The organism is Dysgonomonas hofstadii, from assembly GCF_014196915.1.
In the GTDB taxonomy this organism is placed as follows: domain Bacteria; phylum Bacteroidota; class Bacteroidia; order Bacteroidales; family Dysgonomonadaceae; genus Dysgonomonas; species Dysgonomonas hofstadii.
Window position 1 is genome coordinate 81050 of the sequence record NZ_JACIEP010000002.1, and the last position, 25159, is coordinate 106208.

A 25159-nucleotide genomic window follows, 5' to 3' on the forward strand; every position below is an offset into this window, starting at 1 on the left:
TAAGCTTATAGCTATTGGCTAACAGCTAAAGGCTAAAAATCTGTCAGGTTTGTCAGGTTTTCAAATAACACCTGATTTATAACATTTATATTATAGAAAAATGGAAATAAAAACTATATGAAAATATATTATCTTTGTTACACTTATGCAGACAAATCCGGTGAATGCTACACTTCTATAACAAGGTGTAAAATCTGTCAGGTTTGTCAGGTTTTAGTTAGTATACTAGAAAAAAGTATACTAGTTTACTAGAAGGAATATTAATAAATGGAACTAGCAAGCTAGTAAACTTAGAACTAGTAAACTAAAAAAAGTGTCAGGTTTTAACAATTTAGATGAATACACATAAAGCAGATATATTCGATAAGGGACTGGCATTATTAAAAAATGCATATCATAAAGCAGACCGGGTGTCAATGTCTATGACTGAAAATAAAGCCAGATATACTATATGTTGGATTATAGTAATCGTGTCAGTTTTTGGAGCCATATTGTTCCTGAACATACTTACACCTCTGATTTCCGACGACTTTGCTTATCTGTTCATCTATGGAGAACAGGTACGCGCACAGACATTAAGCGATATCGTTCAGTCCCAGGTCAATCACTATTATATGTGGGGTGGACGGAGTGTGGTGCATTTTATAGCACAGGTGTTGCTCTTACTTCCCGCCTTCGTTGCCGACCTGCTGAACACTTTGATTTATATGGGATATATTTTTCTTATCTATCTCCATATAAAAGGCCGGGGTAAGCACAGCTTGTCCTTGTTCATACTTATCAATCTGGCAGTATGGTTCTTTCAACCCGTCATCGGTGATACCATCTTCTGGATAACAGGTGCTGCAAATTATTTATGGGGGACTTTCTTTATCCTTCTTTTTCTGTTACCATACCGGATGTATAAAGGTAAAGCGGTTCCACCAGTCACAAATCTTCTGGCTTCGGCCGGTATGCTCATACTTGGAGTACTGGCCGGGTGGACAAACGAAAATACAGCTGGAGCTATGATTCTGATAGCTATCTTATTCATCTTTTACTATCATTCTCAAAAGTGGAAGTTTCCTGTCTGGGCATTGGTAGGCTTAGCAGGAGGGATAGCCGGATTTCTGATAATGATACTTGCTCCGGGAAACTTTGAGAGAGCAGGTGAAGCCGGGCCGATGACTCTATTCCTTTTGGGATATCGTCTATTTAATTCCACTTTTACCTATTTCTATTATTGCGGGCCACTTATCCTGGTTTGCCTTGCAATGATAATATTGTATCGCCACAATCACAGGTCGGCAGTTGAACAAAAGATGGTATTTAGCTATACTCTCATCTATTACATTGCAGCTATTGCCGGAGTGTATGCAATGATATTATCCCCAACCTTTCCACGCAGGGCTTTGTTCGGGGTGGTTACTTTTATGATAACAGGAGCAGGGATTTTATGGTATAATATCAATTACAGTTTATCTTTCGCCAAGCAACTGAGACTGTCAGTTCTATTTATTGGATTATTAGGCTTTGGTTTCACGTTTTATCTGGCCACAAAGCAAATAGATGAATACCGAAAGATTGTGACAGAGAGGGAGGTTGTTATCCGGCAAGCGAAGAATGAAGGTCGTCCTGCCTGTGAATTCACCAGATATGATGGTAGTATATATATTCATGGAGAAGATCCCTTCTCGGCAGTGCTAATGAGCAGATATTACGGAATAAAGATAGAATTTAAATAACAGGATTAAAAGATATCCACTTTCATCAGCGATCCTGTAATAATACCAGCTATACCCAATCCGATAAGCACGAGCCCGATAATCTTGTTGAAAATTTTCAGACCTCTGGGGTTGAATCTGGTACGAAGTTTTCCTACCACATAAGTAACCAGTAGCCACCATAGAAAAGCTCCTATCCCAATAAAAAATATCGTGAGCAGATCATAACCGAAAGGCTTTGTAGCATCGATTACGTTGAAACGGGCAAACAGTGCTATGTAAAGGAATAAAGTAGCGATGTTGGATATAGTAAGTATTAGGGACGAAACGAAGACTTTCCAGTAAGATGCTGCCTTTTCTTTAAGCTTGGTAAGGTTCTTGGCTGGGTTCTTGTTAAAGATTATATAGCCGAATACAATAAGTACGATACTGCCAACTACCTTTATAGGGCCTTCGTGCTGTTGTATAAATGCAGTATTGAAACCCATCCCCAAAGCAGCAACAATGGCCAGCAGTGCGATGAGCATATCCCCGACTACAGCTCCCAATCCTGTTACTAATCCATGACCTTTCCCTTCGTTCAAGGTACGTTGTACACATAACATACCTACCGGTCCCATAGGAGCAGAAGACAAGAAGCCGATAAACAATCCTTTTATAATGATATAAACCATCAACCCATTTTTAAAGGCAGAACATCTAAAGACACACAGTCCAAAGTTTGTGAGATGTACTGCTTCTAATTGCAAAGATACTATCAAATTATCTAAAATCGGCATACTTAATACTAAAAGCAGAAGAGCTGTTAATGATTTTTAATCTAACAGCTCTTCTTTGTTAATTATATAGAGCTGATTTTTAAGCCTATAAAATAAGTTCTCGGCAAAGATGGCCCATAGATATATTCCGAATCCCTGTTAGGCCCTTTATCATAATCCTTTTGTATCTGGTTGAACATATTCTGTACACCCCCGTTAATCTCTATTCTATTCGTCGAGTTTACAGTGAAAGAGTATGACAATTTCAGGGTTGTATCAAAGAAGCTTTTTGTCTTCACTGTTTCATCCCTTGTTACTCCTTCTGCCCCTGCAAAATGCGGAGTAAGCATTGAACCAGTGTATACACCCGACAGCGATATAGAATAGTTACTCTTAGGAGTGGCAGTAGCAGATATAAACCCATAAGTATCAGGAGACCGCAGCATCTTCTTTACGGGTTCAACATATTCCTCTAATGACCATCTCACAGGTTCTGTATACCGGCTCTTCTGCCATGTAAAGCCGCCTTGTACTTCCAGCCAGTTTACAGGCTGGATTGTAGTTTCCAGATTCACTCCATACACATATGCTGCATCACCGTTCTTCCTGGTCATAATAACATTTCCTTGTGCGTCTTCCCCTGTTTCTTCCAGGATGAATACCCTGTTGATCTTCGTATAAAATCCTTCTACCAGAAAATAAGAATACACCTTACTATTATACAGGCTAAAATCGATCCCTCCATTCACAGCATTTGAATATTCCCTTTTGAGATCATCCCCCAGTCGGGTAATTGTGGCACTACCACCTATAACAGGAATATCCAGATCGGAAGCAATGATCTCGGGGGCCCTATACCCCATCGAATACGCAGCTCTTAAATTAGTATTTTCACCTATCCGGTATCGTATGCTTCCACGAGGTATAATATTAATATTATTCAGCTTATTATGCTTGTCGCCCCTAAGCCCGACAATCAGAGACAGATTATCATCGCGCCACTCATTCTGCAGATAAAGGCTGCTTATGTTTATTATCTGTTTTATATTACGGCTATGGATTGTGTCGTGCAGATTAGTATATTCCTGAGTGAATCCTGCCGTAAACTTCGCCGGCATAAAGAGCAGTTTATCTATATTCAGTTCATACCTTACGGTTCCGGTCAATGCCAGTTCGGATGTGTTACCATAACCATCGGGATCGTAACCTCCTCCATAATAACTATCCCGTCCGGTTTTCTGAACAGATATATTTGTAGTTAGCTTTTGTTTATTGTCTTTGCTGAAATGAATATAACCGATCCCTCCCGAATGTATTCTGTAATCAGTGGTTTCTGCAATCAGAGCTTCGTGTGGCGGGCGGCTCAGATTATCTCCACCTCTCCTGTATTCGGATATATAGTGATACTCTAAAGTAATTTTATCATGCAGGCTTGGTTTAGAGTAAGAACGAAAACCGATCGATGAAGCTCTGTTTTTCCCTATCTCCGAAAAACCGTCGCCATTTGCATCCCAAGGATTGCGGTTCCTCATATTAGCAAAAATAGATATACCTGATTTTTTAGACCTGTCTATAAATGATGAGTTCAGGGATAATATATTATCCACCGATTTTCCATCGATAAGCGATAAATTATATTTCGCCTGATATGAATTCTTTTCCGGTTCCTTCGTTATTATATCGATAACGCCTCCTATCGCGTTTGCTCCATACAATACCGATCCTCCCCCCCGTACAACATCAACTTGTTCTATCATATTGGTCGGGAGTTGTTCCAATCCATACATTTTGGATAAAGAACTGAAAACTGGCTGTCCGTCTATTAATATCTGTGAATATTGCCCTTCAAGGCCATTGATCCTCACTTCCTGGGTGCCGCAGTTCTGGCAATTGGTTTCTACCCTGAGCCCTGGCATATAATTAAGCCCCTGCGACAGTGAATTAGAGTTAGTCGCTTCAAACGTTTTTGTAGTCAACTGATTTACCACTACCGGAGACATTTGCCTGTTCAATGCTCTTGCCGATGCAGTGACAGACACTTCGCCCAGCAACTGGCTCTCGGGCTTGATGTATAAACTGACATTTCTGGCAGAACTCCTGCTTATAACCACTTCTTGTTTAAGTGGGGCATACCCTATATATTGAGTCATTATTATGTATGTGCCTTCGGGTATATTATCCATTGAGAAATGTCCCGTCTCATCCGTAATTACGGCAAATTGAGTGTTTTCGATAAATACTGTGACACCAGGAAGATGTTCCTCGGTATCAATATCAAGGACATGTCCTTTCAGTGATGATAAATTCCGTTGTTGCGCCGCTAAATTAGCAAAACACAGTATGTAGAATGATAAGAATATAATCTTTTTCATATTTTAATTTCTTTTTAAGCACTATAGAATCACAATACATGCAAATCTGTGATTGAAAGCTTATCTTCCTGCAGCCAGCATTTGTTAGCAAAAAACTGACATATCAGTCAACAGTGATCAGTTAACAAACTTGTAATTGCCCATAAGGCGAAGAAATAACATTGCCGAAGCGAAGGCGAGACAAACTTGTAACCGTTTCGAAAAACCTGACAAACCTGACAATTTTCGCAATAAAAAGATACTTGCAAATTATTTCCCCCCCGCGGGGTTTCACAAACTCTTATCTTATTGATAAAGATTTTCGGGAAAAATGCAAGTTGTAACAACTAATCTGCATATCATAATATACATTTATAGGAAATTAATCTTATATATCCGATGATTGGGATAGATAAACTAAATCTCTCTATGAATTCTATAGCGGTCAATTTATAATACAGATAATTATAAACCGATCGTAATGGATATAAATAATTAAATAGAAAGGCCAGAATAAGCCCGTCTGAGAAGTTTTATCTTGTATAGATAAGTGATTTATGAAAAGAAAGGTGGAGCCCTGAGATTAAAACCGGTTACTACAGGCTTAGACACCTCATTACATAGAAGTCTTTTATATTTTATAACACAGAATGTATCCGGAGCAGTATCCAGAAGATTCCATTCTATAGCCTCAAAAGAAGTTATATTCGAAATCTGGTTGAATGTAAAAAATCCGGCGGAGGTGTGATGATGTGTTTCGAAAGGGAGCTGCTTGTCCTCATTAGCATTCTTTGCCCATTTATTGTATGGATGCGAATGAACATAGACTACCCCGTTGTAAACATGTGTATGTACAAAATAAGATATACAGCTAAAATACCCTATATATAACAGGAGCAGTATTCTGGCTGTATATCTTATTTGTTTAGAAGACATTTTATGTCTGTTTATTCTCTGTTATTATTGTATTTACTATATACAATACTCATTTTCATGTTATCTGGATCAGTCCTTAATATAGCTGAAGTGGGACTCATCAGATTGTATATATTCGTTACCTGCGTACTTCCGGTCGAAGAACTGGTCGTTGTAGATATCGATATAGGTATCATAAGATATTTCAGATCAGGTATTACAGCTTCATTTTTATAATAATCCGCATAATGGTTCACTGCGGCCGCTATATTACCGAAGTCATATGAATTATAAACACCAGACGAGGTAGACGAGTTCCAGCTCATAATAAAACTGGTGACATTATCGTGTAACTTTCTTTTATAGAAGAAATTCTCTAACGAGTCTTTGTTTATAAGAAGGATTGTATTCGGACGTTGTGTATCCAGCTTATCTTCTTCCTCGGTAAATCCTTTCATCACAAAGTTTACAGCATTAAGTGTTTTATCTTTGCCTATTTTATCCAGAATCTCACCAAGAGGAATTGTCAGTTCAGTATAAAGTCCGGCCGGAGTCTTCATATAAGTTTTCTCATTATTATAATCCGTATCCTCCATATTAGAGAAATCATTCTTTATACGATTCATCTGTATCACTTCCGGAGTAACACTGAGCCTTAAAAGAGTCGACCGTATAGAATCGGCGGTATCATCCGAATTCCGTCCCGTATAAGTATAATGGACATCCATTTCGGTAAACTCGGTTTGTATCAAACTTCCCGAACCGAATGTAGTGGTAATATATACTCCTTTAAAAAATTCTTTAAATGCTTCGGGACTCTCAAATGTCTCTTTTTTGGTTAGCCATTCGTTATAAATCCTGTCACCAAGAGATAAATCAAGTCTTGTCTTCAAAGTTTTATATCCCGAATCGATTGTGTCAGGAACATTCTGTATTGTAAAAATACTTTGTCCCAGCACTTTGGTCATATCACAATACTTTGCAGGATCTATACTTGTGAAAAAGAACGGAACCAAAGGGGACGTTATTTCATAGACTGATACCCCCATAGGAGATACAGAGTCTCCATAAAAAGTAATAAATCCGGTATTAAGAAATACGGAATCTATCGACAGGACATTATCTAAAAACGGTTTTACTGTATCTTTAGGATAAAAGAATTCACATAAATAATCCGATTTAATCTTTCCGAAAACAGGATCCACATACTCGCCAAGCATCCCCCGTGTAGTACGGGCATATATAGAATCTTTAAAAGAAACTGTTTTGGCTTTTACATAGACTGTATCCCCTCCTGCCATGATATCGTCACCGTCGGGCTGTATGTTACCACCAAGCGAACTTAAGTTGTCATCACACGAAATAGAAACAACTGCAAATAAAGCTACTGCAAGGCTTAAAAGTGTTTTAATTTTCATTCAAATAATGTTAAATCGAATTTGGGACTCAAATATCTTAAAAAATGCTGTTTACAAAAAATAAAACAGCATTTTTCTAGATTTATTTTACATACTTTAAAGATTCTCGTAAAAATTATTGATGGCGTCCACTGATTCTTCTAAATTACCCTGATAGGAAAGGAAGTTTTTTCCTGAATTTATAGCGTAATCAAGTATATTCTGATTAACTCCTCCCTCACTTTGAATAACTCCATCGGCATATTTAATAGCGAAATTCGATAAGGCCTCATAATCTACTGCGCCGTCCAGTCCTTCCAGTTGTTTATCTTTTATTCCGTCAAATTTCAGTTTATCAAGGAAGTGCCCGTTAAAAGATTCTTTAAAATCATCATTATATAACGAATAAACAACTTTCGAGTTTTTGAAACAAGGATCGTCAGCATATGCGGTTTTTATATACAAACCGGTCAAGGCGGTCATCCATCCGTGACAGTCGATCACATCAGGTATCCAACGTAATTTTTTTATAGTTTCCAGTACACCCCTTACATAGAATATACTTCGTTCGTCATTATCTTTAAATTCTGTACCGGCATCGTCGGCTACAGTATGTTTGCGTTTAAAGTAATCATCGTTATCGATAAAGTATATCTGCATCCGGGCAGCCTGTATAGATGCCACTTTTATGATAAGAGGGTGATCTGTATCGTCGATTATAAGGTTCATCCCCGAAAGGCGTATAACCTCATGTAATTGATTGCGTCGCTCATTAATACTACCAAATTTTGGCATAAAAGTCCTGATTTCCTGACCTTTTTCCTGTATAGCTTGTGGCAAGTATCTGCAATTTGTGGCAATTGGTGATTCCGGTAAATAAGGAGTGATCTCCTGCGTAATGTATAAAACTTTTTTTGTACTCATTTATTCTTCCTCTATTGTTCCTCTACATTTGAGTGTACAAAGATAATAAAAAAAAATCTTCTTTTTTGCAAACTTTACCTCTCAAAATTTGATATTTACTGGTTTTTAGTACTTTGCTTAATTTTTTATCACATATATAGGTTCGTTAAAAAACGGAACAAAAAGAACCGATTATTTCGAGATTTCATAAATATTTACTTGCTTTGTATCCGTTTTCATTATATAGATAAATGAGGATTGTAAAAACAACAAAAGAGCTGGGAAATTTGCTTGAAACCCTGCGTTCCGAAAGGAAGTCGATCGGCTTGGTCCCTACTATGGGAGCTTTGCATCAGGGACATTTATCCTTGGTAGGAAAGTGTGTGGCAGACAACGATGTATGTGTGGTCAGTATATTTGTTAATCCCACACAGTTCAACAACAAAGAAGATCTGGAAAAATATCCTCGCACATTAGAGCGCGATGGTCAATTGTTGGAAAAAGCAGGTGTTGATATTATTTTTGCCCCTTCCGAAGCAGAAATATATCCCGAGCCTGATACACGCCGATTCGATTTCGGTCAGCTCGACAAAGTAATGGAAGGAGTTCACCGCCCGGGACATTTCAACGGAGTAGCTCAGGTTGTAAGCCGTTTATTTGATATAGTAAAACCTGTGAGAGCTTATTTTGGAGAAAAAGATTTCCAACAGCTGGCAATTATCCGGGAAATGGTGAAACAACTGAATCTTCCGGCTCAGATAATCCCGATGCCAATAATCAGGGAACCCAGCGGACTGGCAATGAGCAGCCGCAACGAAAGGCTCTCTCAGGAACAGAGGAATATTGCGGTTAACATATCGAGAATATTGTTTGAAAGCAAGGAATGGATGAAAAATATTCCGGTGAAGGAAACGGCCGGCAAAGTCGTAAATAGCATTAATTCTATTAAAGAGCTCGATGTTGAATATTACGAGATTGTGGATGGCTATACTTTACAGCCGGTTGCGGGTTGGAAAGATAGTAATTATATAGTAGGATGCATTGCTGTCTTTTGCGGCGATGTTCGTTTAATAGATAACATTGTATATAAAGCGGAAAGCTAAATTTGAAAGAAACACGGATATGTTGATAGAAGTAATAAAATCGAAGCTACATCGTGTTACTGTGACCGAAGCCAATTTGAATTATATAGGTAGCATCACCATAGACGAAGACCTGATGGATGCCGTAAATCTGATAGAAGGGGAAAAAGTCCAGATAGTCAACAATAACAACGGCGAACGTCTCGAAACTTATGTAATAAAAGGCGTACGCGGTTCGGGAGCTATCTGCCTTAATGGTGCTGCAGCCCGAAGAGTTCAGCCCGGTGATATAGTCATCATTATGTCGTACGCTCAAATGGATTTTGAAGAAGCAAAGACATTTAAGCCATGGGTGGCTTTTCCCGACACAAAAACCAACAAACTAATTAAATAGCCAATAGTCAAGTCATTTTACTAACATTTACTAAAGGCTATAAGCTATAACAGCTAATAGCACAAGATCATCATGCAATCATATTCATATAAAGATATATGGCGGGTGAGCATTCCCATCATGCTGGGATTACTCGCGCAAAATGTAGTACAATTAACCGACACCTTTTTCCTTGGCTATGTGGGAGGCATAGAACAGAGCGCGTCGGGACTGGCAGGTATATACTACGTGGCCATTTTTACCATCTGTTTCGGTTTCAGTATAGGCGGACAGATCATTATCAGCCGTCGCAATGGGGAACAGAACTACGATAAGATAGGAAGTATTGTCATACAGGGTGCTATATTTTTACAGATGTTTGCCCTGATACTGTTTTTCCTTTCGCAGTTCCTGCTCGAGAACGTACTGGCTAACTTCCTGAAATCGCCGGAGGTATATGCAGCCACCGAACAATATCTCTCGTGGCGTATATACGGCTTTTTCTTTGCAGTTATTAATGTCATGTTCAGGGCTTTTTACGTGGGGATTGCCCGAACCAAGGTGCTTACTTACAACGCTATCGCAATGGCTGTTGCCAATATTATTGGAGACTATGTATTGATATTTGGAAAATTCGGCTTTCCTGAGATGGGTATCGAAGGCGCTGCTATTGCTTCGGTCCTGTCAGAGATAGTCTCGGTACTGTTCTTTTTTATATATACATTTATCACGGTAGATTTTAAGAAATATGGCTTTGTAAAGATGAAATTCAGGATGAGCATCATCAAAAGCATACTGAATATATCATCGTTCACCATGGTGCAATACCTGATTTCCATGTCCACCTGGTTTATATTCTTCGTGGCCATAGAACAACATTCCGAAGACGCCCTGAAGATAACAAACCTGGTACGTAGCTTTTATATGGTTTTCTTCATCCCGATGAATGCGCTGGCTACTACAGCTAATACACTTGTCGGCAATACTATTGGCATGGGTAACCAAAAAGGCGTACTCCCCCTCATAAAGAAAATTTGCCTGCTCAATTTGGGCATTATTATCTTTATGATAGCATTTACCCTGATAGCTCCTGAATTCTGGATATCTTTCATTGCGCCCAAAGATCAGGCGTCATTGATCGGCCAAACTGTAACTCCATTAATCGTACTAATGTTTTCACTCCCTATATCGGCAATTGGCACTGTGGTTTTCAATTCTATTTCGGGAACAGGAAATACCAAGATTGCCTTAATACTTGAATGCATCACCATGGTAATATATGTAGGTGCCATGTTCTGGATAGTGATTTACAAACAGATGTCGGTAGCGGCATGTTGGGCGGTAGAATACTTCTATTGGGTACCTTTGGCTATTTTCTCTATTATATACCTGACCAAAGCCAAATGGCAAAACAAGAGTGTATAAATAAAAAAAACAAAGGGCAGCAAAACTATTTTGCTGCCCTTTCTATGTTTGCTTTCTGTTAATCAAAACTCTGCGTTGTTTGGCGTACGGGGGAACGGTATCACATCACGGATATTAGCCATTCCTGTGATAAACAGTATCAACCGTTCAAAACCCAGACCGAATCCGGCATGTGGAGCAGTTCCAAAACGGCGTGTCTCCAGGTACCACCAGATAGGATCGGTATTCATATTCAATTCTTTGGTACGCTGAATTAATTTATCATAATCGGCTTCACGTTCCGAACCACCGATAATCTCCCCGATCTTAGGGAAGAGTACATCCATTCCACGGACAGTTTTTCCATCTTCGTTCTGCTTCATATAGAACGACTTGATTTCTTTCGGATAATCGGTCAGGATAACAGGACGTTTGAAATGTTTCTCTACCAGATAACGTTCATGCTCCGATTGCAGATCAGCTCCCCAATATACAGGGAATTCGAATTTATGTCCACTCTTTTCCAAAATTTCAACACCTTCGGTATAAGTCAGGCGGACAAAATCATTCGCGATCACAAAATTCAGACGGTCTATCAACTCCTTATCGAAATGCTCAGCAAGGAATTCAAGGTCGTCTTTGCAATGTTCCAAAGCATAACGAATCAGGTATTTGAGGAAATCCTCAGCCAGATCCATATTATCATTAATATCATAAAAAGCAACTTCCGGCTCTATCATCCAGAATTCGGCTAAGTGCCGTGGTGTATTCGAATTCTCGGCACGGAAAGTCGGCCCGAATGTATAAATAGCGCCCAAGGCCATCGCCCCAAGCTCTCCTTCGAGCTGCCCGGAAACCGTAAGATTTGTCGGACGGCCAAAAAAGTCTTCGGAATAATCCACTTGTCCGTCTTCTGCACGAGGAATATTGTTGAAATCCAATGTTGTCACCTGAAACATAGAACCTGCACCCTCAGCATCCGAGGCTGTAACTATCGGCGTATGAAAATAGAAGAATCCGTTATCGTTGAAATATTTATGAATGGCATAAGACATATGATGACGAATGCGGAATATAGCGCCAAATGTATTTGTACGTGGACGCAAATAGGCTATTTCACGAAGAAACTCCAGTGAATGTCCTTTCTTCTGCAAAGGATAAGTCTGAGGATCTGCCGTACCATATATTTCAATGGAATTGGCCTGTATTTCAGCATTCTGCCCTTTTCCCTGCGATTCCACAAGTTTTCCCACCACATGTATACATGCTCCTGTAGTAACTGGTTTGAAAAACTCTTCTCCGAATTTCTCCATATCTGCCACAATCTGCAGATTATGTATTGTAGAACCGTCATTAATGTGAATAAAACTCACGTATTTATTACCACGGATAGTGCGTACCCATCCTTTTACATCTACTGTCTCTCCAAACTTGGGAGATTTAAAAACATCTACAATTTTTGTTCTACGAATACTTTCCATTTTAGTAAGTATATGAATTTTTATAAAGCACACAAAGTTAATAAAAGTAGTCTTTCTCAGCTAATCTTTATCATGTTACTTTATTACTTCCTCCTATTTTCTTATATCCAGTTTACTATAAATACTTTTTAGTTTCTTATTAATATCTGCTGTAAAAAATATAAGCGCAAGATTCATCTCACGCTTATACCTATATAATAATTTTATTCAAAAGCTCCCATTCGAAGCATATTCACCTCGGTTTCTGACAGATAACGCCATTTGCCTCTCGGCACATTCTTTTTCGTCAATCCGGCAAAATAAACACGATCCAGTTTCATCACCTGATAACCGAGTTTTTCGAATATACGGCGGACAACACGGTTACGTCCCGAATGAATTTCTATACCTACTACATTCAGCATATCTTCAGCCTGATATGCAATAGAATCTGCATGGATCTCTCCATCTTCCAGTTCTACACCATCAGCAATTGCCTGCATGTCTTCTATAGCTACATCACGATCAAGCGTAACCTGATATATTTTTTTCTTCTTAAACTTAGGATGCATAAGTTTTGATGCCAAATCTCCATCATTAGTAAGAAGCAATACTCCTGTTGTATTTCTGTCAAGACGTCCTACCGGGTAAATACGCTCTGGACAAGCATTTTTCACCAGGTCCATTACAGTTAAACGATTTTGAGGATCGTCTGAAGTTGTCACACAATTTTTCGGTTTATTCAAAAGTACATATACTTTGCTTTCCAGACGTACCGGTTGATCCTGGAACATAACCAAATCACCACGGGTAACTTTTGCACCCAGCTGATCTACCACTTCTCCGTTTACTTTTACAACTCCGGATGTAATATATGCATCAGCCTCACGACGTGAGCATACTCCCGCATTAGCCAGATATTTATTAAGCCGGATAGGAGTAGTCGGATCAATATTTTCTTTATATTTTACAGGTTTTACCAACCGTTTTACACCGTCAAAGGAACGGCCTCCACCGCCCTGACCTTGTCGCTGATACCCTCCACCTGAAGGACGACGATTATCATAACCACCTCCTCCACCGCGATTATTACCATATGAAGGGCGGCCACCTCCGGACGAATATCCGCCACCACCACGATTTCCACCGCCACTGCGGTTTCCTCCACGGTTGTCAGAGTAACCTCCACGATTGTCGGAATAGCCTCCACGATTATCAGAATAACCTCCACGATTGTCAGAATAACCTCCTCTATTATCAGAGTATCCCCCGCGATTGTCGGAATACCCCCCACGGTTTCCCTGTTGGCGGTTCTGACCGCCTCCACTATACGAACGGCGCTCTCCTCCATCATAATTACCTCGTGAAGGACGATCCGGGTTGTTATATGAACTTTGCCTGTTATCGTTATTTCTATAAGGATTCCTTTCTCTTCCCTGTTCAGGATTCACATCATAAGCCTGTTTGCGCAGGTCGCCGACACGGGCTCTTTTCTTCTTTGCAGGTTCATTTCCGTTTGCTTTGTTTTCCGATGAAGAAAAGCCATCCCGGCTTTCTCTTTCATTTCCATTGTCTGTCACCATTTTTTTCTCTTTGTTTTTTAAAGTAAAAGTTTACAAATGCTTGTTTTAAAATAACCTCACGGTTATCCATCATTTATACACCAGTATAAGAATGAGGTGTAATTTTTCTCAATTCATTTTTCACGGATTCACTTACGTTCAGACCATCAATGAACTCAGCGATCGAAGCCGCCGTTATTGCCTGATTTGTACGGGTAAGTGCTTTTAAAGCTTCATATGGTTTAGGATAGCCTTCACGGCGCAGTATGGTTTGAATACCTTCTGCTACAACCGCCCAGCAATTATCCAGATCGTTATATAAAGCATCCTTGTTTAACAATAATTTATCTAACCCTTTTAATGTACTTTGTATTGCTATAACTATGTGTCCCATAGGTACACCTACATTCCGCAATACAGTAGAATCGGTAAGATCCCGTTGCAACCTCGACACAGGCAGTTTCGATGCCAGGTGCTCAAGGATTGCATTGGCAATTCCCAGATTACCCTCTGCATTTTCGAAATCGATAGGATTTACCTTATGAGGCATAGCTGATGAGCCTATTTCTCCCTCTTTTATCTTTTGTTTAAAATACTCCATTGATATGTACTGCCAAATATCGCGGTTCAGATCGATCATTATCGTATCGATACGTTTAAGTCCGTCGAATATCGCAGCCAAATTGTCATAATTCGATATCTGTGTTGTCCACTCTTCTCTTATTAACCCCAGTTTCTCAGAAACAAATTTATTTCCAAAAGTTTTCCAGTCATAAGTGGGATATGCCACATTATGAGCATTATAATTGCCCGTAGCTCCTCCGAATTTCGCTGACATCGGTATTGACCTGAGCAAAGTCAGCTGATTTTCCATCCGATTGACAAAAACCATTATTTCTTTTCCCAAACGTGTAGGGGAAGCCGGTTGCCCGTGTGTTTTCGCCAGCATAGGGATATCTGCCCATTCTTCAGCCTGGCTTCTAAGTTTAGCTATAAGCTCTTCCAACATCGGATAATAAACTTCATCCAAAGCTTCTTTTATAGAAAGAGGTATTGAAGTATTATTAATATCCTGAGAAGTCAGCCCGAAATGGATAAATTCTTTATACTCTTGCAGACCCAGTTCATCAAACTTTTCTTTAATGAAATATTCAACGGCCTTTACATCATGATTTGTTATTTTTTCGGTGTCCTTGATACGCAACGCATCCTGTTCTGAAAAATTTTCTACAATTTTCTTCAGATCTTTAAAAACTGCTTTATTTATATTCTTCAATTGAGGAAGAGGTAACTCACACAGAGAAATAAAATACTCTATCTCAACCAATACACGATATTTTATCAATGCATATTCAGAAAAATAATCAGCTAGTTTTTCGGTTTTATTACGATAACGTCCATCTATCGGTGAAATGGAAGTTAAGGGTGTTAGTGTCATTTAATGCAAGAAATTTTGTGTTTTTAATATTCCTGAAAATTTCGATATCCCTATTTACTTGATTTATCATACAAAGATATAACAAATATAACATCCAGTGTGTTTTTAATAGGGGGAAAATACAAATATTTTAAGTTTTTTACATTATTTTTTCCAATCATTTAAGGCAGAAGCGATTTTCTCCTGTTCCTCCTCTGTTAATGAGGGATAAGCCGGCAGACTTAACACTTCATTCTGAAGTCTTTCTGACACCGGAAGGTTCAATCCCGACATTTCGGTATAGGCTTTTTGTTTATGGATAGCTACCGGATAATGAACTTGTGCTTGAATCTCCTCTTTTAATAAATATTCTTGTAATTTACCCCGTTGTGGACAACGTATTACATATTGATGGAAGACATGACTTTTTGTATTATCTAGCAACGGAAGTATGATATCCTTATTCTTGACATTCTCTGAATAAAAACCGGCGATCTCTTTTCGTTTTAAATTGTCTTTATCCAGATATTTCAATTTTACGGATAATATGGCTGCCTGTATTTCATCAAGGCGTGAATTCAATCCCTTATATTTATTAATATATTTAGATTCACAACCATAATTAGATAGCTGGCCCATCACTCTTGCCAGTTCTTTATCATTTGTTGTCACTGCTCCTGCATCGCCCAGTGCCCCTAAATTCTTTACAGGATAGAAACTAAAAGCTGCCGCATCGGCTAAACTCCCAGCTCTTTTATTTCCATATATCGCACCATGAGCCTGAGCCGCGTCTTCTATCAACAGTAGATCGTGTTGCTTTGCGATTTCAGTCAGTATACTCATGGAAGCCACCTGCCCATAGAGATGAACAGCTATTACTGCTTTTGTTTTACCCGTTATTTTCACTTTTACCGAAACAGGATCTATATTATATGTATCGATATCACAATCTGCCAAAACAGGTATTAACCCACATTGTGATACAGCTAAAGCAGTAGCAACAAAAGTATTGGCAGGTAGAATAATTTCATCACCGATCTGAATCCGACCCAACTCCATATACCCCATAAGGATAAGCCGGAGTGCATCCAAACCATTCCCCACACCCACACAATGAGACACACCACAATAAGCAGCAAATTCCTGTTCGAACCGTTCTTTTTCTTCTCCCAGAATATACCATCCCGAATCAACAACCCGGTTTATAGCCTCCTTTATTTCAGAAGCATAGGGCTCAGTCTCTCGTTTCAAGTCCAGGAATGGAATCATCTGATCATATATAAATTTCTCCGGTGAGATATAGTTTACATTGCCCGCTGATCTCCACACGTTCGCCTAAATACTTACATGAAAGATAGCCTTTTCGTGAGGACAGCTGTATTGCTGATAATTCTTCCTTATTCAATCTTTCAGACCAGAACGGAGTTAACGTAGTATGTGCCGACCCGGTTACCGGGTCTTCATTTACATTTACCTGTGGAGCAAAAAAACGTGATACAAAATCGGCATTATCTCCTTTGGCTGTAACAATAATTCCCCGGGCTTCTATCTTAGAAATTAAATTAAAATCGGGAACGATATTCAATATTTCATCTTCGTTTTTATAAACAAGCATATAATCGGTCTTTCCCCGATAAGCTGCATCAGGTTTAATATTGAGACCAGCAGTAAGTTCTTCGGTAAGCTCGACCTCACTAAATACATCAGATGGAAAATTCAAAGTCAAATAATCACCGCCTTTTGCAACTGTCAGTTTTCCACTCCTGGGCGAATATAGATGAACGATATCTTCACTCACCCCTTCATAGTTGAACAACACATATGCTGTAGCTAAAGTTGCATGACCACAAAGATCGACTTCTGCAGCCGGAGTAAACCATCTGATCTGGAAACTGCCATCTTTTTCTTTTACATAAAAAGCTGTTTCCGCCAGATTATTTTCCATGGCGATCTTTTGCATCAATTCGTCCGGCAACCAACTGTCTAACGGGCAAACAGCCGCCGGATTACCTGTAAACAGCTGTTGGGCAAAGGCATCAACCTGATATATTTTTTGTCTCATTTTGTTATATTTTTTATTTCTGATTAAGCATTACTTTCGCGTTTTGTATGGCAGCTTCTGTTACAGTAGAACCACTGAGCATACGTGCTATTTCTTCCAAACGCTCGGCATCTGAAAGCTGTACCAGATGTGTCACAGTAGATTCTTCATTATCCGTTTTATACACTTTATAATGCACTTTGCCCTTAGCTGCGATCTGCGGCAAATGAGTAATAGCTATTACCTGCATATTCTTACCGAAATCACGCATTATCTCACCCATTTTATCAGCTATCTCGCCCGACACCCCTGTGTCTATCTCGTCAAAGATAATGGTAGGCAGAGCGGTAGCTCCTGCTATCATTGACTTGAGACAAAGCATCAAACGTGAAATCTCGCCACCCGAAGCAATGTTCGCAACAGGTTGCAATGGCACATTCTTATTCGCCGAGAATAAGAACAGCAAGCTGTCTTCTCCATACATATTCAGATTATCTCCGGCTACAACCTGGCATTCGAAGCGGATATTTGGCATTCCCAGATAAGCAATCTTTTGCATCAGTTCTTTTTCAAAAGAGGGAATAACAGATATTCTCCGGTCTGTCAGTTTTTCCGCTTTTGCTAATGCAGCTTCATATTTCGACGCGACTTCCTTTTCCAAAAGTCTGAGTTGCTCGTCCGATGAATCTATATTCTTAATTTTTTCTTCCAGTTGCGAGAAGATAGCTAATAATTCCACATTGGAAGAAACATGGTGTTTTCTCTGTAGCGAATAGAACTGATCCAAGCGGGATTCGATAAAGGACAATCTTTCAGGATTGAATTCGACATCCTCTGCCGATCGTCCTACTTCCGATGACAAATCCTTTAAATCTATATAAGAAGTCTCTATACGTTGCAATATTTCCTCTGCCTTTGCATATACTTTGATTAACGAATTGGATGTATTCAGGCTTTCCTTCAATTTTGAGACAATACCCCTTTCGTCATCAGCCAATAAGGCATGAATTTTATATAAAGCAGTCTTTATATCTTCAGCATGGGTTAGCATCTCCATTTCAGATTCGAGGTCTTCCTGCTCTCCTTCCTGTAAAGCTGCTTCTTGCAAAGAATTGTATTGAAACCGGAAATAATCTTCTTCCTCCTTACTCTTTTGTATGGCTATTCTTAGTTCTTCCAGTTCTTTTTCGACCTGTTGATAAGCCCGGAATGCTCTCTGATAATCCTTTAACAGATCATTATTACCGGCCAGAGCATCTACAACCTGCATCTGGAAACGGCTATCGCTCAACATCAGATTCTGATGCTGGGAATGGATATCAATAAGGCGTCCACCAAGCTCTTTCAGGTCGTTTAGACTGACAGGCGAATCATTTATAAAGGCCCTGGACTTTCCTGACGAAAGAACCTCGCGCCGGAAAATATAACTATCCGGATCGTACTCTATATCTTTTTCTTCACAAAAGGCTTTCAGGTCATAAGCCGAAACATCGAAAGATCCTTCAATAATGCATTTGCTCTCTCCTTGCTTAATAGCTTTGATATCGGCACGTTGCCCCAGAATGAGAGACAGAGCCCCGAGTATGATGGACTTACCCGCACCTGTTTCGCCTGTAATGACAGAAAAACCCGATTCGAAGTCTATCTCGAGACTATCTATCAGTGCATAGTTTTTTATGTATAGAGATTTTAGCATAGTTTCAATTTACGCATGCTAAGATAGATATTTTTGAATGAAGAACGAAGAATTAAAATTGAAGAATTCGAAGAATCGACCTAGTCAATTATGATTAAGTAACTTCAATGTTTCATTTGAAAGAGACATTTAGCACTACTATTTCCGAAATCGTACCTATACGAAACTGCGGGCCTGCGAGTCCAAGACCGGAAGATACATAAATATGGGTATCGCCCTTCTTCTTATAGCCGTAAGGCAGTTCATACATAAATTTTGGTTTCTTATCTTTTGGAATGATACCCGCATTGTAAATTTTTGAATTTAGAGCCATGAACACATTATTGGGAAAAAACTGTCCGTTATGAGTATGCCCATACAATGCGATATCCGCACCAGCCTCTACCTCCTGATCGAGATAGTGAGGTTCATGGTTCATCACAATGACTGGCAAATCTTTATCCACTCCCTGCATAATTTCGGGCAGCGATTTACGATTTTCCGCAAGATCATCTTCACGGCCAACCAGATAAAAAGAGTTGGCAATCAGTATTGTCGTATCACGAAGGACTGTCAGTCCGGCTTTTTCACTTAACCATAATATTTTTTCATCCTTCTTTTCCCCTATATCAATATATTCATGATTCCCCGTGGAAGCATATACTCCATAAGGAGCTTTCAACCTGAAGAACTCTGTTTCCATCCGTTGCTCATATAATGACTTAGCATCGTAATCAATAATGTCTCCTACCAGCAATATAATATCAGGCTTCTGGGCCATGATCTTATCTACGTACATTGATATTATATCCTTATCGATAAGATATCCGGCATGTATATCCGTTGCGACAACAATACGCAGATTCTTTACATTAGGAGAATGTTTATCGACAGTCAGATTCATTTCGGTAACCACAGGATTCCAGAACTTATAATTACCATGAACCATTACTCCGATAACCAAAAGTAAGGAGGCACAAAAATATATAAGACGGTTTTTCTTAGCCTTCAGGTCAAGAGTTCCGGACAAGAATTTCCATTTATAATTTATATATCTTACAAGATCGTATATCAACAGAAGCACTGTCATATAAATAGCAAAGATCATCCATGTAGTGCCGACCCATGCCAGATCGTGCAATGCATCGAAGGGCAAAAGCCCTGAACCCGAAGTAAAAAAACCAATAAAATAAATGATCAATTCAATTATAAAAACAGTGGCATAAGGGATCTTGATATACTTCTTATCGGGCAGAGCGCGCCAACCCCACCAGTATATATAAATACTGAGTACTACCTGAACTATTATTGCATTGAAAAATACTCTCATTTATTCCTTATTGATGTCTATTACAACATATTCCGATTGTGTGCCGATGCGGAATTTTCCACCCCAGATACCGATACCCGAACTTACATATATATTCGCATTTCCCTTTTTCAGATAACCGTGATCTTTTTCATATATAGCCTTTGTTATCATTGAAATCGGCCATACCTGCCCCTGGTGTGTATGTCCCGATATTTGCAGGTCAATGCCATTTTCTTCCGCTTCTTCCAGATGGTATGGTTGATGGTCGAGCATAATTACCGGTTTGGCTTTATCCAGATTGGCGACTAAATCTTTCACTGATTTGCGGTTTTCATTCATCCGGTCGTCACGCCCAATCACATAAAAAGAGCTATCGATCAGCGCAACAGAATCACGTAACAGATGCACCCCTGTTTTTTCTATAAAAGCAGTGCTTTCTTTCATTCCGCTTATATACTCATGGTTTCCGGCACAGGCGTAAATTCCCATCGGAGCCTTTATTTTATGGAAGCTTTCGGCAAAATTTTCATCATTGAGGGGACGCACACTATTATCTATTATATCTCCGGCGATAAGTACGATATCCGGCTTTTCGGCATTTATAACATCCACCCACTTTTCAAATTCACTTTTTCCGATACCATATCCTAAGTGCAGGTCACTGATAGCGACTATACGCAAAGGGCCAAAAGCTGTGGAATCATTAATGGGTTTATCTATTGTTAGCGGTAGTTCCACCCGCAACTTCCAGTTATATTTAAGATAGCCGCAGATCATAACCAAAGCTATGAACCCGATCATAAATCCCAATCCTACCCAGTTCTCCTTTGTATAGCGGGTAATAGCATCGCTGGGCATAAAATGGAACAGCTTATTTGTAAGACCGAATAAGTCCTTGACAGCCATCACTATGAAGAAGTATAATAAGATAAAGAACCATGCTGTCCCTATCTTGTACAGAGTGGAAGCCATCCACACAGGCATGGAATCACCAAGTAGGAAAGACAGGAAAAAAGACAATACAGCGATCACAGCAAATGAGATAAGACAAGTCCGCCCTACTGTTGTGGGGGGCATAGCTATCCATACATGGCGAAATACATAGTAATTTACAAGTAAGTAGACTATAAAAATAATTACAAACATCATAGATTTCATTCGGTGTTACCTAATGGTTTTATTTTCGGGAAAGGCACAAAGATAAAGATTATTAACTCATTATAAAAAAAGAGCAGCCTCAAAAGCTACTCTTCCTCTTATTCTTTCGTTCTTTTATCAATTACGTCTGCCACTCAGTGCAATCATTATATAATAGATAAGAGTTACCAGTGAACTTATTGCTGCTATTACATATGTATAGGCTGCCCATTTTAATGCGTCCTTGGCCATATCATGGTTGTTTACACTGGTAATACCTGCAGTATTCAGCCATACCAATGCTCTCTGGCTGGCATTGATCTCTACCGGAAGGGTTATAAAACTAAATATAGTGGTCAGGGCAAATAGTCCTATACCAATCCATATCAGTGCAGGAAATTGATTTATCATAAATATTCCAGCCAACAGAACCCACATTACCCATTGTGAAGCGAAGCTAACAACCGGAACCAGTGTCGAACGCATCTTTAACGGGCCATATGCATATGCATGCTGTACGGCATGCCCGCATTCGTGGGCAGCTACAGCAGCTGCGGCCACACTATTACTTGCATAAACACCCTCACTCAGGTTTACTGTTTTGTTTGCAGGATTGTAATGGTCTGTCAGCATTCCGGCCGTAGATATTACTTTCACGTCATATATTCCGTTATCATGAAGCATTTTTTCGGCGACATCGCGGCCAGTCATCCCGCTATCGAGAGGAATTCTCGAATATTTATTAAACTTACTTTTCAGCATCTGCTGAACTATAAATCCGGCAACTGCGATAAGTATCAACAAAATCCAACCTATAAACATATTTCTTATTTTAAAAGTTTATCTTAATAGCTAATCAACAAATAATATGCCAATTAAGTTTTAAACCTTTATTTCTATTCACAAAAAAGCTTTTTATTTCCTAATTATGGTCTGCTCTCTGTCAGGCCCGATTGACACAATACTGATAGGTACATTCAATTCCCTTTCAAGAAAAGCGACATATTCATTGAACTCCTGAGGGAATTCTTCTTCTTTGCGCATTCTTGTCATATCTGCCTGCCATCCTTTCATGCTTACATAGACAGGCTTCACATTATTATCAATGTCGTACGGGAAGTCAATTGTCTGCTCTCCGTTTATCTCATAAGCCACACATACCTTTATGGTGTCGAAAGTATCGAGGACATCACTTTTCATCATAATAAGTTGAGTTACGCCGTCTACCATAATAGCATAGCGAAGCGCTACCAGGTCGATCCAACCACAACGACGAGGACGACCAGTCACCGAACCGAATTCGAATCCGAATTTACGAAGTTTATCTCCTGTTTCATCAAACAACTCGGTAGGGAAAGGCCCGCTACCTACACGGGTACAATATGCCTTAAAAATACCATACACCTCTCCTATCTCGCGGGGGGCGATACCTAAACCTGTACAAGCTCCGGCCGTAACGGTATTGGAGGAAGTTACAAACGGATAAGAACCGAAATCGATATCAAGCATTGTGCCCTGCGCTCCTTCGGCCAGAATTTTTTTATTGGCAGTTATCGCATTGTTGATATAGTGTTCGCTGTCGATAAAGGTAAATTCCCTGAGTTTTTCAACACCCGAGAACCAATCTTCTTCTATTTCATCCAATGCCGAGATATCGAAATTATACTGATTAAGTATACGAAGATGTTTTTTCTTGGCAATCTCATATTTTTCATCAAAGTTATGCAACAGATCTCCCACACGAAGTCCGTTACGACCAATTTTGTCAGTATATGTAGGGCCGATGCCTTTTCCTGTTGTTCCTATCTTAGACTCGCCTTTGGCCGCTTCGTAGCAGGCATCAAGTAACCGGTGAGTCGGCAAAATAAGATGGGCTTTCTTTGATATAAGCAAACGTCGCTTCAAATCGTGCCCCGAAGCCTCCAAAGACTCTATTTCTCCTCTGAACAGAGCAGGATCGAGCACTACCCCGTTTCCTATAATATTTATTTTATCTCCCTGAAAAATACCGGACGGAACCGATCTGAGGACATATTTCTTTCCTTCAAATTCGAGTGTGTGTCCTGCATTTGGCCCACCCTGAAAACGGGCTACAACTTCATATTGGGGAGTAAGTACGTCTACAATCTTTCCTTTTCCTTCGTCACCCCATTGCAACCCTAACAATACGTCTACTTTCATTTCTTTTTAATGCGTGTGTTTTTATTTTCTACAATTTTATTTTTTTTCTCTTCGGCTCTCTTCGCCCGCATACATTTATTACAAACTCCATAAATATACATGCTGTAATAGCTAACCTTGAAACGCTGTAACTTTTTTTGCTGCGCAGGAGTAAACAGATTACCGTTTTTATGCTCTTTTACCTCGCCGCAATTCAGGCATATCAGATGGTCATGGTTTTCGTTTCCGTATGCCCTTTCATACTGAGACACATTGGCTCCAAACTGATGCCTGACAACCAGCCCGCAATCCAATAATAATTCGATAGTATTGTAAAGTGTAGCACGGCTAACCCTGAAACTGGAATCCATCATGGAATTGTACAACGAATCCATGTCAAAATGTCCTTTGGTTGAATAAATATGCTCCAGTATGGCATATCTTTCAGGAGTTTTGCGATGCTTATGCAGGTTCAGGTATTCTGTAAATTCACTTTTTACCTGATCCTTTAGTTTTAAATTATCCATGTATATATTAATATAATAGGGTATGAGCAAAAATACATCTTTTTTAAAGAATATATGACAGTATATCGTAAGAATTTCCTAAAAAAGAAAAAGAGAACTCTCCCGAGCTCTCTTTTCCGAAAGGAAATCAAAAAGAATATTAATAAATATTCAGGTTAGTATTTTCTGTTGTTTCTTCTACGTCTGGTTGAGTTTCTCCTCCACTCAATTTATATTCTATCGTCTTGGTTTTCTTTTCACCGTTAAAGTCAGTCCAGGATATTTCAAAAATCACTTCTTCTTTTCCTGCTTCTTTATACGGAGAAAGGTCGAAACTCACATAACCGTCAGCCTTGTAGTATTCAGGATCACCGTTCTTGTTATGACGGAATTCCAGTTTCACCACATCATCATTCAGGCCTAAATCTTCTTTATCCGAGAGAAGGTTAAGCATGTGCGCAGCCTTTTCCCCTACATTATACCCGAAACGGATATTCAGATAGCCTCCGCCTTCCCACATGGAATGCACCTTGATATAATCATTGCCGATACTGTCCTGTTTTACTTCATCATCGGAAGCAATATAAACCGGCTCCTTAGTTAGTATCTCAGAATAACGGTTCAATCGTATATAGTGATCATACCCGTCCTTTTCGTCCGACAGTATAGTGTAATTTATGATTGCCCTACTATATTTAGGGTTCAGGTTCAATCCTGCCGGCGCAGCTATCCACAATTTATCACCGTTATCTAAAGTAAAATCGTATGTATTATCTCCTATTTTATTGACAGTAGCAATGCTTACCCAATATTTGTCCAATGAATAATCATCGTCGGAACACGAAATATATCCCAAAGCTAAAATTGAAGACAATATCAATACTGAAAATAGTTTTATATACTTTTTCATTTCATTATTAATTTAATAAATCTGTTGATTTGATAGTCTACATATATAAGATGCACAATTTACGTGCCATGTTGCATAGACGAATCAAAATAA

At 39.3% G+C, this 25159-nt stretch carries 21 protein-coding genes; 4 read left to right on the forward strand and 17 right to left on the reverse strand.

The window, feature by feature from the left end; all coding sequences use genetic code 11:
• Positions 1-335: 335 nt before the first annotated feature.
• Entirely contained in the window at positions 336-1724 is a 1389-nt protein-coding gene (locus GGR21_RS02320) for a DUF3329 domain-containing protein (protein WP_183305565.1), read from the forward strand.
• Positions 1725-1729: 5 nt separating this feature from the next.
• On the opposite strand, the gene GGR21_RS02325 is transcribed toward GGR21_RS02320, so the two are convergent.
• The 5 genes from GGR21_RS02325 to GGR21_RS02345 all read right to left on the reverse strand — a co-directional run bounded on the left by GGR21_RS02325 (position 1730) and on the right by GGR21_RS02345 (position 8048).
• Positions 1730-2377, reverse strand: coding sequence for a LysE family translocator (locus GGR21_RS02325; RefSeq protein WP_183305566.1), 648 nt, complete (start codon positions 2375-2377; stop codon positions 1730-1732).
• Positions 2378-2544: 167 nt separating this feature from the next.
• Positions 2545-4833, reverse strand: coding sequence for a TonB-dependent receptor (locus tag GGR21_RS02330; protein ID WP_183305567.1), 2289 nt, complete (start codon positions 4831-4833; stop codon positions 2545-2547).
• Between the two features lie 534 nt (positions 4834-5367).
• On the reverse strand, positions 5368-5748 hold the full coding sequence (locus GGR21_RS02335; RefSeq protein ID WP_183305568.1) for a hypothetical protein: 381 nt from the start codon (positions 5746-5748) through the stop codon (positions 5368-5370).
• Between the two features lie 11 nt (positions 5749-5759).
• Positions 5760-7145: a DUF4270 domain-containing protein gene (locus GGR21_RS02340; RefSeq protein ID WP_183305569.1), complete on the reverse strand. Its 1386-nt coding sequence runs from the start codon at positions 7143-7145 to the stop codon at positions 5760-5762.
• A gap of 96 nt (positions 7146-7241) precedes the next feature.
• The gene (locus tag GGR21_RS02345) at positions 7242-8048 is read right to left on the reverse strand and encodes a glycogen/starch synthase (RefSeq protein ID WP_183305570.1); all 807 of its coding nucleotides are present in this window, start codon (positions 8046-8048) and stop codon (positions 7242-7244) included.
• A gap of 230 nt (positions 8049-8278) precedes the next feature.
• Here GGR21_RS02345 and panC point away from each other — a divergent pair, with 230 nt between their 5' ends.
• From panC to GGR21_RS02360, 3 genes are all read left to right on the forward strand, one after another.
• Positions 8279-9130: a pantoate--beta-alanine ligase gene (gene panC / locus GGR21_RS02350; RefSeq protein ID WP_183305571.1), complete on the forward strand. Its 852-nt coding sequence runs from the start codon at positions 8279-8281 to the stop codon at positions 9128-9130.
• A gap of 19 nt (positions 9131-9149) precedes the next feature.
• Positions 9150-9503, forward strand: coding sequence for an aspartate 1-decarboxylase (panD, locus tag GGR21_RS02355; RefSeq protein ID WP_183305572.1), 354 nt, complete (start codon positions 9150-9152; stop codon positions 9501-9503).
• A 72-nt stretch (positions 9504-9575) separates the two neighbouring features.
• Positions 9576-10907, forward strand: a complete 1332-nt coding sequence (locus GGR21_RS02360; RefSeq protein ID WP_183305573.1) for an MATE family efflux transporter — start codon at positions 9576-9578, stop codon at positions 10905-10907.
• 62 nt (positions 10908-10969) lie between these two features.
• Here GGR21_RS02360 and asnS read toward each other — a convergent pair whose 3' ends face one another.
• From asnS to GGR21_RS02420, 12 genes are all read right to left on the reverse strand, one after another.
• Positions 10970-12367, reverse strand: a complete 1398-nt coding sequence (gene asnS, locus GGR21_RS02365) for an asparagine--tRNA ligase (RefSeq protein WP_183305574.1) — start codon at positions 12365-12367, stop codon at positions 10970-10972.
• A gap of 203 nt (positions 12368-12570) precedes the next feature.
• On the reverse strand, positions 12571-13929 hold the full coding sequence (locus GGR21_RS02370; protein ID WP_183305575.1) for a pseudouridine synthase: 1359 nt from the start codon (positions 13927-13929) through the stop codon (positions 12571-12573).
• A gap of 73 nt (positions 13930-14002) precedes the next feature.
• Positions 14003-15346: an adenylosuccinate lyase gene (purB, locus tag GGR21_RS02375; RefSeq protein WP_183305576.1), complete on the reverse strand. Its 1344-nt coding sequence runs from the start codon at positions 15344-15346 to the stop codon at positions 14003-14005.
• 144 nt (positions 15347-15490) lie between these two features.
• Entirely contained in the window at positions 15491-16594 is a 1104-nt protein-coding gene (locus GGR21_RS02380) for a DegT/DnrJ/EryC1/StrS family aminotransferase (RefSeq protein ID WP_183305577.1), read from the reverse strand.
• 4 nt (positions 16595-16598) lie between these two features.
• Complete coding sequence (locus GGR21_RS02385) at positions 16599-17387, reverse strand: PhzF family phenazine biosynthesis protein (RefSeq protein WP_183305578.1); 789 nt, start codon at positions 17385-17387, stop codon at positions 16599-16601.
• Between the two features lie 13 nt (positions 17388-17400).
• Positions 17401-19062, reverse strand: a complete 1662-nt coding sequence (gene recN / locus GGR21_RS02390) for a DNA repair protein RecN (protein WP_183305579.1) — start codon at positions 19060-19062, stop codon at positions 17401-17403.
• 112 nt (positions 19063-19174) lie between these two features.
• The gene (locus GGR21_RS02395; protein ID WP_183305580.1) at positions 19175-20371 is read right to left on the reverse strand and encodes a metallophosphoesterase; all 1197 of its coding nucleotides are present in this window, start codon (positions 20369-20371) and stop codon (positions 19175-19177) included.
• Positions 20372-21502, reverse strand: a complete 1131-nt coding sequence (locus tag GGR21_RS02400; protein ID WP_246347973.1) for a metallophosphoesterase — start codon at positions 21500-21502, stop codon at positions 20372-20374.
• Between the two features lie 126 nt (positions 21503-21628).
• Positions 21629-22312 carry a zinc metallopeptidase gene (locus tag GGR21_RS02405; RefSeq protein WP_183305582.1) on the reverse strand — a complete coding sequence of 228 codons (684 nt, stop codon included), beginning with the start codon at positions 22310-22312 and terminating at the stop codon, positions 21629-21631.
• Positions 22313-22405: 93 nt separating this feature from the next.
• Positions 22406-23671 (reverse strand): adenylosuccinate synthase, encoded by a 1266-nt coding sequence (locus GGR21_RS02410; RefSeq protein ID WP_183305583.1) that lies wholly within the window; start codon positions 23669-23671, stop codon positions 22406-22408.
• The gene (locus tag GGR21_RS02415) at positions 23668-24177 is read right to left on the reverse strand and encodes a Fur family transcriptional regulator (RefSeq protein ID WP_183305584.1); all 510 of its coding nucleotides are present in this window, start codon (positions 24175-24177) and stop codon (positions 23668-23670) included. The genes GGR21_RS02410 and GGR21_RS02415 overlap by 4 nt, the downstream gene beginning before the upstream one ends.
• Positions 24178-24316: 139 nt before the next feature.
• Positions 24317-25066, reverse strand: coding sequence for a NigD1/NigD2 family lipoprotein (locus GGR21_RS02420; protein WP_183305585.1), 750 nt, complete (start codon positions 25064-25066; stop codon positions 24317-24319).
• Positions 25067-25159: the final 93 nt, after the last annotated feature.

Excerpts from the sequence above, each read along its gene's own strand:
- panC (WP_183305571.1), top strand. The coding sequence starts at position 8,279 with ATGAGGATTGTAAAAACAACAAAAGAGCTGGGAAATTTGCTTGAAACC.
- GGR21_RS02385 (WP_183305578.1), bottom strand. The coding sequence starts at position 17,387 with ATGAGACAAAAAATATATCAGGTTGATGCCTTTGCCCAACAGCTGTTT.
- GGR21_RS02420 (WP_183305585.1), bottom strand. The coding sequence starts at position 25,066 with ATGAAAAAGTATATAAAACTATTTTCAGTATTGATATTGTCTTCAATT.
- GGR21_RS02400 (WP_246347973.1), bottom strand. The coding sequence starts at position 21,502 with ATGATGTTTGTAATTATTTTTATAGTCTACTTACTTGTAAATTACTAT.
- GGR21_RS02360 (WP_183305573.1), top strand. The coding sequence starts at position 9,576 with ATGCAATCATATTCATATAAAGATATATGGCGGGTGAGCATTCCCATC.
- purB (WP_183305576.1), bottom strand. The coding sequence starts at position 15,346 with ATGACACTAACACCCTTAACTTCCATTTCACCGATAGATGGACGTTAT.
- GGR21_RS02370 (WP_183305575.1), bottom strand. The coding sequence starts at position 13,929 with ATGGTGACAGACAATGGAAATGAAAGAGAAAGCCGGGATGGCTTTTCT.
- GGR21_RS02330 (WP_183305567.1), bottom strand. The coding sequence starts at position 4,833 with ATGAAAAAGATTATATTCTTATCATTCTACATACTGTGTTTTGCTAAT.
- GGR21_RS02325 (WP_183305566.1), bottom strand. The coding sequence starts at position 2,377 with ATGGTTTATATCATTATAAAAGGATTGTTTATCGGCTTCTTGTCTTCT.
- GGR21_RS02395 (WP_183305580.1), bottom strand. The coding sequence starts at position 20,371 with ATGAGAGTATTTTTCAATGCAATAATAGTTCAGGTAGTACTCAGTATT.
- GGR21_RS02335 (WP_183305568.1), bottom strand. The coding sequence starts at position 5,748 with ATGTCTTCTAAACAAATAAGATATACAGCCAGAATACTGCTCCTGTTA.
- GGR21_RS02415 (WP_183305584.1), bottom strand. The coding sequence starts at position 24,177 with ATGGATAATTTAAAACTAAAGGATCAGGTAAAAAGTGAATTTACAGAA.
- recN (WP_183305579.1), bottom strand. The coding sequence starts at position 19,062 with ATGCTAAAATCTCTATACATAAAAAACTATGCACTGATAGATAGTCTC.
- GGR21_RS02340 (WP_183305569.1), bottom strand. The coding sequence starts at position 7,145 with ATGAAAATTAAAACACTTTTAAGCCTTGCAGTAGCTTTATTTGCAGTT.
- GGR21_RS02410 (WP_183305583.1), bottom strand. The coding sequence starts at position 23,671 with ATGAAAGTAGACGTATTGTTAGGGTTGCAATGGGGTGACGAAGGAAAA.
- GGR21_RS02405 (WP_183305582.1), bottom strand. The coding sequence starts at position 22,312 with ATGTTTATAGGTTGGATTTTGTTGATACTTATCGCAGTTGCCGGATTT.
- asnS (WP_183305574.1), bottom strand. The coding sequence starts at position 12,367 with ATGGAAAGTATTCGTAGAACAAAAATTGTAGATGTTTTTAAATCTCCC.
- panD (WP_183305572.1), top strand. The coding sequence starts at position 9,150 with ATGTTGATAGAAGTAATAAAATCGAAGCTACATCGTGTTACTGTGACC.
- GGR21_RS02345 (WP_183305570.1), bottom strand. The coding sequence starts at position 8,048 with ATGAGTACAAAAAAAGTTTTATACATTACGCAGGAGATCACTCCTTAT.
- GGR21_RS02320 (WP_183305565.1), top strand. The coding sequence starts at position 336 with ATGAATACACATAAAGCAGATATATTCGATAAGGGACTGGCATTATTA.
- GGR21_RS02380 (WP_183305577.1), bottom strand. The coding sequence starts at position 16,594 with ATGATTCCATTCCTGGACTTGAAACGAGAGACTGAGCCCTATGCTTCT.